The sequence below is a fragment of the Microbacterium sp. SWDP-B6 genome (assembly GCF_059803615.1).
The window spans coordinates 96576-111099 of sequence record NZ_JAPFGV010000004.1 but is presented as its reverse complement, the minus strand read 5'-3'; the positions used below and the strand labels follow the sequence as shown (position 1 = coordinate 111099).

Genomic DNA, 14524 nt, shown 5'->3' with positions numbered 1-14524 from the left:
CGGAGGCGGGGGAGGGATCGAGTCAGCTGCACTTCATGGGCGTCAGCGTAGCAGGAGGCTCGGTCAGCCTTCTCGACACGTATGCGGCGGCGCTACGCTGGCGTCATGTTGTACGAGCACCTCGGGGCTCGGCCCCGGATCCATGACACCGCCGTCGTCGCTCCCACCGCCGTGATCTCCGGAGACGTGACCATCGGCCCTGACTGCCAGGTGCTCCATGGCGCCGTGATCACCGCAGAAGGAGGGCCGATCACGATCGGCGAGCACGTGATCGTGATGGAGAACGCGCTCATCAGAGCCACGGCCGCGAACGCCGTGCACATCGGTGCGCACACCCTCGTGGGAACGCTCGCGAGCATCGCCGGCGCGACCGTGGGCGAAGAGGTCTTTTTCGCGTCCGGGGCACGGATCTTCAACGGTGCGCTGGTCGGGGATCGATGCGAGGTGCGGGTGAACGCCATCGTGCACCGACGAGCGGTGCTCCCGGCCGGAACGGTCGTGCCGATCGGCTGGGTCGCGGTCGGAGATCCCGTGCAGCTCCTGTCTCCCGACAGGGAGGAGAAGATCTCCGCCGCGCAACCCGAACTCGACTTCCCCGGGCACGTCTTCGGCGTGGATCGCGACACCCCCGACCTCATGGTGCAGCTGACCGAGCGCTACGGCAGCTCGCTGGCCCGGCACGCCGACGATGTGCGTCTCGACGCCGACGGTCGCGCGGCGGGTCGCGGGTGAGTGACGGCGCGGGGCTCGTCCGACCGGACATCAGCACGGACGACGCCGCGCTGATCGCTCGCGAATGCTACGGAGTCGAGGCGGTGGCGACCGAGCTCGGCAGCAATCAGGACCGCAATTTCGTGCTGGTCGAGCCGGACGGCTCGCGCAGCGTGCTGCGCGTCGACAACCCCGTCTTCGGTGACGACGCGAGAGCCGCGCAGCATGCGGCGCTCGATGCCTATCGCGCGGCCGGCGTGCGGGTTCCCGCCGTGCTCCCCGGACTCGACGGTCAGCTCACGCAGCGCTGGCGGGGATTCGCGGTGCGCCGCAGTGAGTTCGCCGCGGGTGAGCCGATGGTCGATGCGGGGTATCTGGCTCCCGTGGTCCTCGCCGAGTTCGGCGCGCTGGCGGCGGCATCCGTGAACGCGCTCGCGGGTCTCGCGCATCCAGGGCTCGAGCGCGACCAGATGTGGGACATGCGCGTCGCCTATGCCCAGATCAGCGCGCTCGCCCCGGCGGTGACGGAGGCCGAGCTGCGCTCCCGCGTGCGCACGGCCGCGGAGGACGCGCACAAGGCACTGTCGATCGTGGCCGCTGCGTTGCCGGTGCAGCCGATCCACGGCGACCTCACCGACGACAACGTCACCGGGACGCGCGGTGACGATTCCCGGCTGCACCCGCACACCGTCCTCGACCTGGGCGATCTGGGGCTCGGCTGGCGGGTCGCCGAACTGGCCGTATGCGTCTCGTCGATGCTGCACCACGAGCCGGAGCGCCCGCTCCGTGCCCTCGATACCGTGGCCGCGTTCCATGCCGACGCGCCGCTCAGCCGTGACGAAGCGCTCGCCGTGTGGCCACTGGTCGTGCTGCGAGCGGCTCTGCTCGTCGCCAGCGGGTGGAGACAGCTCGCGATCGACGGAGACAACGCCTATGCCCGCGAGCGGATCGCCGGCGAGCAGGCGATCTTCGACGCCGCGACGGCGGTTCCGCTCGCCGAGGCGACCGAGCTGGTGCTCGCTCGGCTCGGGTTCGAGTCGCCGGAGTTCGAGGCGCCGACGCCGACCGCCTCGCACACGGCGGTGCCGGAGCCGGAGACCCGGGAGCCCGAGGCGCAAGAGCCCGAGGCGCAAGAGCCCGAGGCAGCAGTGGCGGAGGCTCCCGAGCCCGAGAAGACCGAGCCCGGGACTCCTGAGCCCGAGACTCCTGAGCCCGGCCGTTCGCCACTCGACGCTGCTGACGATGAGCGCCCCGAGCTGTCGACCCTTCTTCCGGAGCTCGACGGTCGCGTCGTCGTGGTCGACCCCGGTGTCGAGGCCGAGGGGCTGGGCGCAGGCCGGTGGGCGCATCCCGACGCCGAGGCGCTCCTCGTCGCCGAGGCCCACGCGCGGGGTGCGCGAGCTGCCGTCGTGCCCTACGGCGTGTTCCGGCTCACCCGCACGGCGGTCGACACCGCGAGCGCTGCGGCCACCTGGCCGATCGAGACCGAAGTGCACGTCGCCCCTGGGCCGTCGTCGCGGATGATCGCGCCGGCAGAGGGCGAGCTCAAGACCACAGAGGGTGGGGTGCGCATCGCGCTCGACACCGGGTGGGTGCTCGAGCTCCGGGGCGCCGACCTCGAGCCGAACCGCAGCGGCCGAGTCGAACGGGGCGAGAGCATCGGCAGGCTCGCGGCATCGTTCGAGAACAGGACGATCATCATCGGTCTCAGCCGAGCCGATGCTCCGCCGCTTCCGGCGCCGCGGCCCGATACGTCAGTCACCGCGCATCTCGTGGCACCCGATCGCGTCGCGGCGTGGTGCCGCTTCACCGCCGACTCGGCTGCGTTGCTCGGGCTTCCCTCCCACGCGCAGCACGACGAGGCCGCCCAGGAGCTCGAGCGCAGGGAGCGCATCTTCGCGAGCGCTCAGGAGCGCTACTACGAGCATCCGCCGCAGATCGAACGCGGCTGGCGGCACCATCTCGTCGACACGACCGGTCGCAGCTATGTCGACATGGTGAACAACGTCGCGGGACTCGGCCATGGTCATCCCGGAGTCGCGGCGGCCGCGAACCGGCAGCTGAAGACGCTCGCCACCAACTCGCGGTTCCTGTTCCGCGATCTCGCCGAGTACAGCGAGAGGCTGATCGCGCTGATGCCCGAGAGGAGCGGTCTCGATACGGTGCTGCTGGTGAACAGCGGCTCGGAGGCGGTCGATCTCGGCATCCGTCTGGCGCAGGCGGCCACCGGACGACGCACGGTGGTGGCGCTCCGAGAGGCCTACCACGGGTGGACGATGGCAAGCGATGCGGTCACGACCAGCGCCTACGACAACCCGCATGCTCTCGAGACGCGGCCCGACTGGGTGCACGTCGCCGACGTGCCCAACCCGTTCCGCGGCACCTACCGCGGAGACGACACGGCCGGCCGCTACCTCGCCGATCTCGCCGCAGACCTCGGCGGTCTCGTCGCGGACGGCCGAGAGCCCGCAGCCTTCCTGTGCGAGTCCGTGCTCGGAAACGCCGGGGGAGTGCTCCTGCCCGACGGCTACCTGGCAGGCGCCTACGAACTCGTGCGCGCGCGGGGTGGCCTCTGCATCGCCGACGAGGTGCAGGTGGGCTTCGGTCGCATGGGATCGACCTTCTGGGGGTTCGAGCAGTCCGGAGTGGTCCCCGACATCGTCACGATCGCCAAGCCGATGGGCAACGGCTTCCCCATCGGGGGCGTGATCACATCGAAGCGGATCGCCGACGCGCTCAGCAGCCAGGGGCAGTTCTTCTCCTCAGCGGGTGGCAGCACCCTCAGCAGCAGCGTCGGCCTCGCCGTGCTCGACGCCATGGTCGAGGACGATCTGCAGCGCAACGCCCTCGAGGTCGGTGGACATCTGGCAGACGCTCTTCGTGCGCTCGCGGAGCGGCATCCGCTGATCGGTCCCGTGCACGGCCAGGGGCTCTATCTCGGCGTCGAGCTGGTGCGCGATCGCGAGACGATGGAGCCGGCGGATGCCGAGGCCGCAGCGATCTGCGAGCGGATGCGCGAGTTGGGCGTGATCGTGCTCACGACCTCCGAGCGATCGAACGTGCTGAAGATCAAGCCTCCGCTCTGTCTGACGATCGAGAGCGCCGACCACGTGGTCGCGATGCTGGATCGAGTGCTCACCGACGGGTGGTGATCGGAGGCCGGATCTTCGAATCGAGTCGGTTCGCGGCATGTTAAATGCGTATTTCGAATCAGATCTGCTCTTCCGCTGAGGAATATCCCGGGTACATACTGAGCGTCAGCGTCGGATCGCCCGAAGTCCGACCCATGCGCTGTTCCCGAAGGAGTACTCATGGCCACGCCCATCAAGACGAAGCCGCTCGCGCAGGGCGGCGGAAGACTGCGACGCAACCTCGGTCTCTGGGCGATCGTCGGTCTCGGTCTCGGCTACATGACGCCGACCGTCGTCTTCGACACCTTCGGCATGGTGGCTCGCGACACCGACAACGTCGTTCCCGCCGCCTACCTCGTCGCCCTCGTCGTGATGGTCTTCACGGCGATCAGCTACGGCAAGATCTCCCGTGCCATCCCGAGCGCCGGTTCCGCCTACACCTACGTGCGCGAGTCGATCCATCCGAACCTCGGCTTCATGGTCGGCTGGACCTCGCTCATCGACTACGTGCTTCTCCCGATGGTCAACTGCCTCATCATCCGCAGCTACCTCGAGGCGCTGTTCCCCGACATCCCCGGCTGGATCTGGGTGGTGCTCTACTGCATCCTCGTCACGAGCATCATCTACATGACCATGCGCGGCACCTCGAACATGAACATGATCCTGCTCGTGTTCTCGATCGTCGTGATGGTCGTGTTCGTCGTCATGGTCGTCGCCCAGCTGATGCGTGGTGAGGGTGCGGGGACGATCGCGTCGGCAGCTCCGTTCATCCACGACGGGGCGACGATGAGCGCGGTGCTCATGGGCGCCACGATCGTCTGCTTCTCGTTCATCGGCTTCGACGCCGTGACGATGTACGCCGAGGAGGCGAAGGACCCGAAGATCATGCCGAAGGCGATCCTGCTCACGGTGCTGCTCGGCGGAGCGATCTTCCTCGTGGCCGCGTACGTGACGCAGCTGCGGTTCCCGGACTGGAACGAGTTCGCTCCCGGTGGCGACATGCAGTACGTCGAGGACTCGACCCTGCCGATCATCGGCAACCTCGTCGGCGGCAACGTGCTCATGGCCGTGCTGACGGCTGCGGGCTTCTGCGCGACCCTGGCGTCCGGGCTCGCCTCGCACGCATCGGTGTCGCGCATGCTCCTCGTGATGGGACGCAACAACGTGCTGCCGCAGAAGGCCTTCGGCTACATCAACCCCCGCACGCACACGCCGACCTTCAACATCGTGCTGGTCGGCGCCATCTCACTGCTCGCCATCCCCTTCACGCTCGAGCTGATCGCGGCGTGGATCAACTACGGCGCGCTGATCGCGTTCACCTTCGTGAACATCTCGGTGATCGCCTGGTTCGCGATCCGCAAGGGTCGGCGTCACACGCCGCGCGACATCTTCTCCTACATCGTGATGCCGGGAATCGGCATGCTGCTCACCGGACTGCTGTGGGCGAACCTGCACGCGGACGCCCTGACCGGTGGTCTGATCTGGACGGCGCTCGGGCTGATCTACCTCGCTGTGATCACGAGGGGCTTCCGCAAGAAGGTCGTCGCGTTCGACGAGAACCAGGCGGTGACCGGATTCAACAAGGTCGTGAAGGTGCCGGTCGACGAGAGCTGACGACGCGGGATGCAGAAGAGCCGCCACCCGTGAGGGAGGCGGCTCTTCACCTGTGTGCGGGACGCGAGTGGGCTCAGATCACGCCCTGCGCGAGCATCGCGCCGGCGACGCGCTCGAAGCCGGCGATGTTCGCCCCGGCCACGTAGTCGCCCGCGACGTCGTAACGCTCTGCGGCGTCGAACGCGGCGCTGTGGATGTCGGCCATGATCTCGCGCAGCTTGTTCTCGCTGGCGTCGAAGCTCCACCGCTGACGCGAGGCGTTCTGACTCATCTCGAGTGCGGAGGTCGCCACGCCTCCGGCGTTCGCGGCCTTGCCGGGCGCGAAGAGCACGCCGGCGCCCTGGAACGCCTCGACGGCGGCGGGGACGCAGGGCATGTTCGCGCCCTCCGAGACGGCGCGCACGCCGTTGGCGATGAGCGCCTCGGCAGCGTCGAGGTCGAGCTCGTTCTGCGTGGCAGAGGGCACGGCGATGTCGACGGGAACCTCCCAGACGCTGCCGCCCTCGACGAAGCGCGCGCCGGGGCGACGGTTCGCGTACTCGACGATGCGGGCGCGCTCGACCTCCTTGATCTGGCGCAGCAGGTCGACGTCGATCCCGGCGTCGTCGACGACGTATCCGGAGGAGTCGGATGCGGTGACAGCGGTCGCGCCGAGCTGCGATGCCTTCTGGATCGCGTAGATCGCGACGTTGCCCGAGCCTGAGACGCCGACGCGCTTGCCGTCGAGCGAGTCGTTGTGGACTCCGAGCATCTCCTGCGCGAAGAACACGGCGCCATAGCCCGTGGCCTCGGTGCGCACCTCGGCGCCACCCCAGCCGGTGCCCTTGCCGGTGAACATGCCCGACTCATGACGGTTGGTGATCTTGCGGTACTGCCCGAAGAGATACCCGATCTCGCGGCCGCCGACGCCGATGTCACCCGCGGGGACGTCGGTGTGCTCGCCGAGGTGGCGGTAGAGCTCGTTCATGAACGACTGGCAGAAGCGCATGATCTCGCCATCCGATCGGCCGTGCGGGTCGAAGTCGGAGCCGCCCTTGCCGCCGCCGATGCCCTGACCGGTCAGCGCGTTCTTGAAGATCTGCTCGAAGCCGAGGAACTTGATGATCGACAGGTTCACCGAGGGGTGGAAGCGCAGTCCGCCCTTGTACGGGCCGAGAACCGAGGAGAACTGGATGCGGTAGCCGCGGTTGACCTGCAGGCGACCGGCGTCGTCGACCCAGGGCACCCGGAACAGGATCTGCCGCTCCGGCTCGACCAGGCGGTCGAGGATGCCGCCGTCCACGAACTGCGGGTTGCGTGCCAGCACAGGGGCGATCGAGTTCAGCACCTCGTGCACGGCCTGCTGGAATTCGGGCTCGTGCGGGCTGCGGACGAGCACCGTGTCGAACACGGGCTGCACGGACTCTGCGAGCGGGTGGAAGTCGGCGGATGGCGAAGAGGTCACGCGAAAGAGCTTTCTGATCGGGGGATGGTGCTGCGTGCGATCGTGTCGCGTGAGGGTACGCCGGATCGGGCGGAGTTTTCACTCTAGCGGGCACGCCGATGTGAGGACCTTCGCACCGGCATGCGCTTGCTCAGGCGCGATGGGCGTCGATCACCCGGTGTTCTGCAGACCGGCCGCGACGCCGCTGACCGAGAGCAGCAGCAGGCGCTTCTGCTCGTCGTCGGCTCCGGATCCGGTCGCCTCACCGGGGTCGCGCAGGGCGCGCAGTGCGCGCAGCTGCAGCAGTGACAGCGCGTCTACGTACGGCGTGCGCAACTGCACCGCGCGCTGCAGGATCGGCTTGTTCTCGAGCAGCCCGACGCCACCGGTGAGGCGGATGACCCATTCGCGGGTGAGCGCGAGCTCGTCCAGCACGAGCTGGGCGAGATCGTCGCGGTCACCGAGTGCGAGGTACTGGCGGGCGATGCGCTCGTCGGTCTTCGCGAGGCTCATGGCCACGTTGTCGATCATGGTGCGCAGCAGCGGCCAATCGCGGTAGGCCTCGATGAGCCGTCCCTCGTCGCCGACGGCGGCGAGAGCCGTGCCGAGGCCGAACCAACCGGCCAGGTTGATGCGGGCCTGGGTCCAGGCGAACACCCACGGGATGGCACGCAGGTCTTCGAGCGACTCGACCGACAGCCCTCGCCTGGCGGGACGCGAGCCCAGGGCGAGCAGACCGATCTCCTCCAGAGGAGTCACCGTGGCGAACCAGGGAGCGAAGCCCTCGGCCTTCACGAGCGAGAAGAACCGCTCGCGTGACGAGGCGTCCATGACGGCGGCGATGTCGGAGAAACGCGCCGCGGCGTCGCTCGTGTGCTTCTCGACGCTCGGCGAGGACGCGAGCAGGGTCGCCGCGGCGACCTGGTCGATGTGCCGCATGGCGATGGCAGGCTCGCCGTAACGGGCGAAGATGACCTCGCCCTGCTCGGTCAGCTTGAAGCGCCCGTCGACCGAGTGCGGCGGCTGCGCGAGGATCGCCGAGTTGGCCGGTCCGCCGCCGCGTCCGAGGGCGCCGCCGCGTCCGTGGAACAGCGTCAGCTCTATGTCCGACTCCTGTGCCCACTGCGCGATCTTCTCCTGCGCCTCGTACAGCGCGAGGTTGGCGGCGACCGGGCCGACGTCCTTCGACGAGTCCGAGTAGCCGAGCATGACCTCTAGTCGGTTCCCGGTCGCTGCGAGGCGAGCCTGGAACTCGGGGAAGGTCACCGCCTCGGCGAGGATGCCGGGAGCCGCCTGGAGGTCGGCGAAGGTCTCGAACAGGGGCACGACGTCGAGCACGGGCGCATCGTCGCCGAGCGCATGCGCCGCGAGCCTGTGGACGTTCGCGAGGTCGGAAGCGGCCTGCGTGAACGACACGACGTAACGACCGGCGGCACGGAGTCCGCGGTCGCGCTGGATCTCGGCGATCGCGCGGAAGACCTCGAGCACCTCTTCGGTCTGCGTGCTGATCGCCTCGCCGCTCTCGAGCTCTGCGAGGGCCTTCGCGTGCACCTGCGAGTGCTGGCGCACCTCGAGCTCGGTGAGGTGGAAGCCGTACGTCTCCACCTGCCAGATCAGGTGCTGCACGCCTCCGAAGGCGTGGCGCTTCGCACCCGCATCCGACAGCGACGACTGCACCACGCGAAGGTCTTCGAGCAGCTCCTCCGGGCGGGCATACCCCTCCTCGTCGCCGTGCCTGGTGGCAGCGACGCGATGTGCCAGGGCGAGCAGCACCCGTCGGTGGGGCTCGCCGGGGGAGCGGGCGGCCAGTTCGTGCGCGACCCGCGGCTCGGCGGCCGCGAACGAATCCCAGAGCGCCGAGACGGCGTCACTCGGGGGAGTGTCCTCGGCGCTGAGGGTGAGCGTGCGGCCGATGCGCTCGAGCGCGCGCTCGAGACCGCGCAGCACATGGTCGGAGGCGATCTGCGACGCCTCTCGGGTCACGGATGCCGTCACGAACGGGTTGCCGTCGCGGTCGCCGCCGACCCAGGAGCCGATGCGCACGAAGGCCGGGACGACCGGTGCGCTCGAGCCGGAGTCGTCACCGCGCAGTGCGTCGTCGATGCGGCGATACACGTGCGGCACGGTGGTGAAGAGCGTCTCGTCGAACACGCCCATGACCGTGCGCACCTCGTCGGTCGGCGACGGCTTCTCGGCTCGCAGCGGTGCCGTGCGCCAGAGGGTGTCGATCTCCTCCAGCATCCGACGCCGGGCGCGGTGCTCCTCGGACCCGCCCTCGCTCGCCGCGTCGTGCTGCGTGAGCAGATCGGAGAGGCGGCGGATGCTCGACGACACGGCGCGACGGCGCGCCTCGGTCGGGTGGGCGGTGAACACCGGGTGGAAGCGCAGGCCCTCGAGACGACGGCGAGCCTCGTCATCGCCGACCTCGGTCTTCAGGCGGGCGTACGCGGTGGCGACCGTGTCTGCGGCATCCTCGCGACCGGGCTGGCCGGCGCGCTCGCGCAGAACCCGCACGCGCTGGTGCTCCTCGGCGAGATTGACGAGGTGGAAGTAGCAGGTGAACGCGCGGGCGACCTCGTCGGCGCGCGCGATCGAGAACGACTCGGCGATCGCCGCAGCGCGGTCGAAGGCGTCGGACGTCTCCTCGTCATAGGCCTGGATCGTCGCCAGTCGCAGTCGCTCCACGTCCTCGAAGAGGTCGTCACCGCCCGACTCGCGCAGAACCTGGCCGAGAAGGGCGCCGAGCATTCTCACATCGGTGCGCATGGCATCAGGAATGCCGCGGCCTGCTTCGAAACGGCCGATGATGCGGATGGCCGAGGTGTCAGTGGGCTCGGGGAAGGCGTGTTCGGGGGTCACCGTTCGAGAGTATCCCGGCTCGGGGCCGTGCTCTGAACGCATGACGATGTGAGACGCGCGAGGCAGCCGCAACTACCATGGGGGCGATGCGCATCTCCGCGAACCCCCTCCGTGGTCAGCAGTTCCCCGCTGTCCTCCTGCTCGTCGCGGCAGGACTGGGAATCCTGCTGGCGAACCTCCCTTCGCACGATGCGCTCGCCGCAGTCCTCGACTTCCATATCGCGATCCCCGGCACCGTCCTCGACCTCTCGGTCGAGCACTGGGTGTCCGACGGGCTGCTCGCGGTGTTCTTCCTCGTCGTGGCGATCGAGCTGCGGCATGAGCTGACCCACGGTGAGCTCGACTCGCCGAGCAAGGCCGTGCAGCCGGCCATCGCCGCCGCTGGTGGTGTGCTGGTGCCGATCGCGGTCTATCTCCTCATCGCGGGCGACTCGGCGACCGCGACCGGTTGGCCCATCCCGACCGCGACCGACATCGCCTTCGCGCTCGGCGTCCTCGCCATGTTCGGCCGGGGGCTTCCGTCGAACGTCCGGGTGTTCCTGCTCGCGCTGGCGATCCTCGACGACATCATCGGCATCATCTTCATCGCCGTGCTGTTCGCGCACGATGTGCAGTGGCTCTTCCTCGCGCTCGCCGTCGCCGCCGTCGTCGCCTTCTGGCTGCTCAGCAGGCTGCTGCATGCCAAGGGGCATCCGGCGGTCGCCGTCGCGATGGTCGTGGTCGGCATCGTCGCCTGGGGCCTGGTGGCGTCCTCGGGGATCCATGCCACGATCGCGGGCGTGATGCTCGGGCTCGTGATGTCGCCCGTTCCCGCCGCACGCACCCGACACGCTCTCGAGCCGACGGTGAACGGCGCGATCCTGCCGATCTTCGCGTTCGTCGCCGCCTTCGTGGTGATCCCCGCGCTCTCGCCGACAGAACTGTCGCCCGCCTTCTGGGGAATCGCCGTCGCACTGCCCGTCGGCAAGATCATCGGCATCTCCCTGTTCGGGTGGCTGGCGATGCGGATCCGCCCCCGGGGCGCGGCGCCCGCCCTGCCGTTCGCCGACATCGTCGCCGCCGGCGCACTCGGCGGAATCGGCTTCACCGTCTCGCTGCTGCTGGCGAACCTCGCCTTCGCGACCGATGCGGGCATCCGCGACCAGGCGATCCTGGGCGTGCTCGTCGGCTCGCTCGTGGCGCTCGTGCTGTCGGGGATCATCGTCTCGCTGCGTGCACGCGCGTACCGACGCCAGGGCGTCGTGACATCGTGATCACGAGACAGAGACGAAGAAAGCAGGCACGGTGATGTCCGAGGAAGGGCCAGTGAGCGCAGAGTCGCACCGCGACCCGCTGCGCGCCGCCGCCGAGACGATGCGCGAGGTGCGAGAGCGCTGCGTCTGGTCGCAGCAGATCACCCACCGCGATCTCGTGCCGTACCTCATCGAGGAGTCGCACGAGGTGATCGACGCCGTCGAGAACGGCACGAGAGACGATCTGCGCGAAGAACTCGGCGACCTGCTCTGGCAGGTGCTGTTCCACTCCGCGATCGCTGCGCAGGATCCGGACGACCCGTTCGACATCGACGATGTGGCCGCCACGCTGACCGAGAAGATGGTGCGGCGGCATCCTCATGTCTTCGCCGGAGAGGTCGCGACGACGCCCGAAGAGGTCCTCGTGCACTGGAACGCCGCGAAGGCGGCGGAGAAGCGCACGAGACGGAGCGTCCTCGACGGGATCCCGCGTGGGATGCCGGCGCTCGCTCTGGCGCAGAAGATCGTCGGTCGCGCGGCGGGGGCCGGTGTCGTCGCCGGGGCGGATGCGGCGGCAGGTGACGCGAGGCCGTCCTCGGAGACCGAGCTGGGCGACGCTCTGCTCGCTCTCGTCGCGGTCGCCCGCGCCGAGGGCTGGGATGCGGAACGGGCACTGCGAGAACGGCTCAGAGCGGTCGAGGCCGAGGTCCGCGAGGCGGAATCGGGGGCCTGAGGCCGCAGGCCGCCCCGCCGACCTGGAAAGATGGAGGCGTGGCTACTGTGAACCCGCCGCGCGGAATGCGCGACATCCTCCCCGCCGACAAGGCCCGCCGCGAGCGCGTCCTCGCCGTCATCCGCGATCGATACCGCTCGCATGGCTTCGACGAGATCGAGACCCCCGCGCTCGAGGAGTACTCGCGACTGCACGCCGGCATCGGCGGAGACAACGAGAAGCTCGCATACAACGTGCTGCGACGCGGCCTCGACGCCGAGGCGATCCGTGACGCCGCCGGCGATCAGAGCGCGTTGGCAGACCTGGGTCTGCGCTACGACCTCACGGTTCCCCTCGCACGCTTCTATGCGAGCAACCGCGGGCAGCTCCCCGGTGTGTTCCGCGCCATCCAGATCGGGCCGGTCTGGCGCGCCGAGCGCCCCCAGAAGGGCCGCTACCGCCAGTTCGTGCAGTGCGACATCGACATCATCGGCGACGACTCCTCGCGCGCAGAGGCCGAGCTCATGGTCGCCTCGCTCGACGCGGTCGACGCGCTGGGCCTCGAAGGAGCGACCGTTCGCATCAATGATCGACGTGCGCTCGACTGGATGCTCGACAGCTTCGGCTTCACCGGCGACGAGCGCCCCGGCGTTCTGATCACGATCGACAAGCTCGACAAGATCGGTCCGGACGGCGTCGCCGCCGAACTGCGCGAGCGCGGCTCGGCAGCAGCGGCAGTCGACGCGTTCGAGGCGTTCCTCCTTCGCCCGCAGACCATGGAGCACAACCCGTTCGGTGAGCGGCAGATCCGCAAGGCGCTCCCCGAGAACGCTCCGGAGGAGATCGTCGGACACCTCGTCGGCATCGGCGAGGCCGTCGCCGCGGGGCGAGGTGCGACCGACATCCCGCTGGTCTTCGACCCGTTCCTCGTGCGCGGCATGGGCTACTACACCGGCACGATCTTCGAGCTCGCGCATCCGTCTGTGTCGTACTCGCTCGGCGGCGGCGGCCGCTACGACGGCATGATCGGGCGGTTCCTCGGTCAGCAGGTCCCGGCCGTGGGCTTCTCCCTCGGCTTCGAGAGGCTCGTCGATCTCGTGACGGCGGGAGCGGATGCCGGCGAACGCGCCGTCGTGCTCATCCACGACGCCGACGTGCCGGTCGCCGAGCTCGTCACGCACAAGGCGGGGCTCGTGGCATCCGGGGCCAGGGTCAGGCTCGAGCGGCGCACGAAGAACGTGAAGGCACTGCTCGAGCGCTCGGCCGCCGACGGATACACCGAGTTCGCGACCGTCTCGGCGGGCGCCGCCGAGCTGGAGCTCAAGCCGCTGGCCTGAGGCGCGGCTCCTCCTTCTCATTCCGGGCACGGCGTTCGAACTCTGGGTCCGTCTGCAGGAAGACCGCACGGGATGCAGGGGCAGACCGCTGGTTTCGTCCTGCGGACGTGCCCCGGTCCTGCAGACGGACACTGCGGATGCCGTTCACTCGGCGTTCACGCGGGTCGGATCGAATCAGGGCATGAGCCGACAGTACTTCGTCGCCTTCGCCGCGATCGGTGCCGCGTCGGTCTCGGCCGCCGTCGGCATCCGGTTCGTGCTCACGCGTCAGGCGGCGATCGCGCGTCGGCGCATCGGCAAACCGCTCGGCGAGCAGTCGATCGATGCTGATCGCGTCTGGCGCCGTGCGCTCGACGGCGATCCTGTGCAGCTTCTCGTGCTGGGCGACTCGGTGGCGGCGGGTCTCGGCGCCGAGCGTCGCAAGGAGACGCTCGGCGGACGGCTCGCGAAGGGAATGGCACGGCGGATGCGGCGGCCCGTGCGCCTGCGCACCGCCGCGGTCGTCGGTGCGGAGTCGCCCGATCTCGCTGCTCAGCTCGCGGGTCTGCCCGATGACTACGCACCGCACGTGGCAGTGATCGTGGTCGGAGGCAATGACGTCACCCACCGACTCCCGATCGCCGTCTCCACACAGCACTTACGCGACACGATCGTGCACCTGCGCCGCCAGGGCACCGAGGTCGTGGTCGGCACATGCCCCGACCTCGGCGCGCTGCGCCCCGTGCCACAGCCGCTGCGGAGGCTGATCTCGAGCGTGTCGCGCAGGCTGGCCGAAGCGCAGGCCGAGACTGCACGCTCGGCCGGGGCGCGGCCCGTCGATCTCCGCCGAGCCGTGGGCCCGATGTTCTTCGACGATCCCGATGCCATGTTCAGCCTGGATCGCTTCCATCCGAGCCCGCTCGGCTACCGGCGCACGGCCGAGGTGCTGCTCCCGGCCGCGTGCCTCGCGGCAGAGGCGGCTCTCAGCTCGCGTCGTCAGACGGCGCCGCGCTGAACGACGCGGCCCAGTCGGCGACGCGACGCGCGCTCTCGTCGTCCGAGAGGTCTTCGACGCGGGTCATCACCGACCACCTCACGCCGAAGGGGTCGCGGATGCTCGCGAATCGGTCGCCCGAGACGAAGGCAGACGGCGCTTCGCGCACGGTCGCTCCCGCGGCGACCGCCCGCTCGACCACGGCGTCGATGTCCGAGACGTAGAGGCCCATCGAGTAGCAGTCGTCGTCACCCGACGGCGCGGGAACCAGGTGATACTCGGGGCTCGGTTCGCCCAGCTGCAGGCGACCGAGGCCGAAGTCGAGATCGGCGTGGGCGACGACGCCCCCGAACTCCGTGACGTCGACGACGCGGGCGCCGAAGACGTCTCGGTAGAAGTCGATCGCCTCTCTGGCTCCGGCGATCGCGAGGAACGGAGTGAGCGAGGTCGCGCTGTGCGGGCGGCCGTCGGTGGTGTGTTCGCCGGTCACGCCGGTCGTGTTCTCGGTGGTCATGCGTTCACGGTACGGAGC

At 69.3% G+C, this 14524-nt stretch carries 10 protein-coding genes; 7 read left to right on the top strand and 3 right to left on the bottom strand.

Annotated features, from left to right (window positions below; genetic code table 11):
* Positions 1-105: 105 nt before the first annotated feature.
* From OPU70_RS07825 to OPU70_RS07815, 3 genes are all read left to right on the top strand, one after another.
* On the top strand, positions 106-732 hold the full coding sequence (locus OPU70_RS07825) for a gamma carbonic anhydrase family protein (RefSeq protein WP_498557469.1): 627 nt from the start codon (positions 106-108) through the stop codon (positions 730-732).
* Entirely contained in the window at positions 729-3863 is a 3135-nt protein-coding gene (locus OPU70_RS07820) for an aminotransferase class III-fold pyridoxal phosphate-dependent enzyme (protein ID WP_498557468.1), read from the top strand. Before OPU70_RS07825 ends, OPU70_RS07820 begins: the two co-directional genes overlap by 4 nt.
* A gap of 159 nt (positions 3864-4022) precedes the next feature.
* Positions 4023-5456, top strand: coding sequence for an APC family permease (locus tag OPU70_RS07815; RefSeq protein WP_079112487.1), 1434 nt, complete (start codon positions 4023-4025; stop codon positions 5454-5456).
* Between the two features lie 73 nt (positions 5457-5529).
* Here the strand turns inward: OPU70_RS07815 and gdhA are convergent, their stop codons facing one another.
* Positions 5530-6900: an NADP-specific glutamate dehydrogenase gene (gene gdhA / locus OPU70_RS07810; RefSeq protein WP_042542082.1), complete on the bottom strand. Its 1371-nt coding sequence runs from the start codon at positions 6898-6900 to the stop codon at positions 5530-5532.
* 150 nt (positions 6901-7050) lie between these two features.
* Positions 7051-9738 (bottom strand): phosphoenolpyruvate carboxylase, encoded by a 2688-nt coding sequence (locus tag OPU70_RS07805; RefSeq protein ID WP_498557467.1) that lies wholly within the window; start codon positions 9736-9738, stop codon positions 7051-7053.
* Between the two features lie 86 nt (positions 9739-9824).
* Between OPU70_RS07805 and OPU70_RS07800 the strand changes: the two genes are divergently transcribed.
* The 4 genes from OPU70_RS07800 to OPU70_RS07785 all read left to right on the top strand — a co-directional run bounded on the left by OPU70_RS07800 (position 9825) and on the right by OPU70_RS07785 (position 14013).
* Positions 9825-10991, top strand: coding sequence for a Na+/H+ antiporter NhaA (locus OPU70_RS07800; RefSeq protein WP_042542208.1), 1167 nt, complete (start codon positions 9825-9827; stop codon positions 10989-10991).
* A 34-nt stretch (positions 10992-11025) separates the two neighbouring features.
* Positions 11026-11703: a nucleoside triphosphate pyrophosphohydrolase gene (locus OPU70_RS07795; RefSeq protein ID WP_498557466.1), complete on the top strand. Its 678-nt coding sequence runs from the start codon at positions 11026-11028 to the stop codon at positions 11701-11703.
* A gap of 65 nt (positions 11704-11768) precedes the next feature.
* Positions 11769-13019 carry a histidine--tRNA ligase gene (locus tag OPU70_RS07790; RefSeq protein WP_498557522.1) on the top strand — a complete coding sequence of 417 codons (1251 nt, stop codon included), beginning with the start codon at positions 11769-11771 and terminating at the stop codon, positions 13017-13019.
* Between the two features lie 181 nt (positions 13020-13200).
* Entirely contained in the window at positions 13201-14013 is an 813-nt protein-coding gene (locus tag OPU70_RS07785; protein ID WP_498557465.1) for an SGNH/GDSL hydrolase family protein, read from the top strand.
* On the opposite strand, the gene OPU70_RS07780 is transcribed toward OPU70_RS07785, so the two are convergent.
* Positions 13982-14506: a VOC family protein gene (locus tag OPU70_RS07780; RefSeq protein ID WP_498557464.1), complete on the bottom strand. Its 525-nt coding sequence runs from the start codon at positions 14504-14506 to the stop codon at positions 13982-13984. The genes OPU70_RS07785 and OPU70_RS07780 overlap by 32 nt on opposite strands.
* Between the last annotated feature and the right edge of the window lie 18 nt (positions 14507-14524).

Excerpts from the sequence above, each read along its gene's own strand:
- OPU70_RS07825 (WP_498557469.1), top strand. The coding sequence starts at position 106 with ATGTTGTACGAGCACCTCGGGGCTCGGCCCCGGATCCATGACACCGCC.
- OPU70_RS07815 (WP_079112487.1), top strand. The coding sequence starts at position 4,023 with ATGGCCACGCCCATCAAGACGAAGCCGCTCGCGCAGGGCGGCGGAAGA.
- OPU70_RS07800 (WP_042542208.1), top strand. The coding sequence starts at position 9,825 with ATGCGCATCTCCGCGAACCCCCTCCGTGGTCAGCAGTTCCCCGCTGTC.
- OPU70_RS07795 (WP_498557466.1), top strand. The coding sequence starts at position 11,026 with ATGTCCGAGGAAGGGCCAGTGAGCGCAGAGTCGCACCGCGACCCGCTG.
- OPU70_RS07790 (WP_498557522.1), top strand. The coding sequence starts at position 11,769 with ATGCGCGACATCCTCCCCGCCGACAAGGCCCGCCGCGAGCGCGTCCTC.
- OPU70_RS07785 (WP_498557465.1), top strand. The coding sequence starts at position 13,201 with ATGAGCCGACAGTACTTCGTCGCCTTCGCCGCGATCGGTGCCGCGTCG.
- OPU70_RS07780 (WP_498557464.1), bottom strand. The coding sequence starts at position 14,506 with ATGACCACCGAGAACACGACCGGCGTGACCGGCGAACACACCACCGAC.